This is a genomic window from Oleiphilus sp. HI0079 (genome assembly GCF_001635105.1).
Genome location: NZ_LWFT01000259.1, coordinates 1 through 773, shown reverse-complemented (window position 1 = coordinate 773; position 773 = coordinate 1). Strand labels below are relative to the sequence as shown.

Below are 773 nucleotides of genomic sequence, written 5' to 3'. Positions count from 1 at the left end.
CTTCGATTATTCTTATGGATATGAAGATGCCCGGAATTGGCGGCCTAGAGGCGACTCGACGGATCAGAAGTGCCTGTCGAAATTCAAAGATCGTTGTCGTATCAGGCTGCACGGATACGCCATTCGCTCAGCGTGTACTTAGTGCAGGCGCCACCGGATATGTTTCAAAAAGCAGTCATATTTCAGAAATTATTAAGGCGATAAAAATAGTCGACCTGGGCGAGCGCTACCTTAGTGCTGATATCGCGCAAAATATTGCCTTAAATGATAGCGCAGACCCATTCGAAGACCTATCAAGTCGCGAGATGCAAATAGCGTCCATGATCATTGATTGTAGAAAGGTTCAGGATATATCTGATGCGCTTTGCCTTAGCCCAAAAACAGTGAATACCTATCGCTATCGTATTTTTGAAAAGCTAAAGATCCAAAGTGACGTGGAGTTGACCCTCTTAGCGCTTAAGCATGGGCTGTTAGAAGTTGATGCCGCCGGGTAAACAAACACAAAACCATCCCGCATCTTTCGATGCAAAATCATATTTAAAAAACCTTTCTTTGGCCCCCGGCGTGTATCGCATGTTCGATGCCGTGGGCGACATACTTTATGTTGGCAAGGCTAAGAGCTTAAAAAAGCGTGTCTCGAGTTATTTTCTCAAGCAAGATCATGCGCCTAAAACAAGGGCGCTGGTTTCAAAGATTGCCAATATTGAAGTTACGATCACCAACAGTGAAACCGATGCGCTGATTCTTGAGCAAAATCTGATTAAGGAGTTGAA

2 protein-coding genes are annotated in these 773 nt (G+C 44.5%); both read left to right on the top strand.

The window, feature by feature from the left end; translation table 11 throughout:
* Positions 1 to 494: response regulator (locus A3750_RS03770; protein WP_082873192.1), on the top strand; the 494-nt coding region annotated here is incomplete at its 5' end.
* 79 nt (positions 495 to 573) lie between these two features.
* A partial coding sequence (locus tag A3750_RS03765) for a GIY-YIG nuclease family protein (protein WP_369819917.1) occupies positions 574 to 773 on the top strand: 200 nt, incomplete at its 3' end.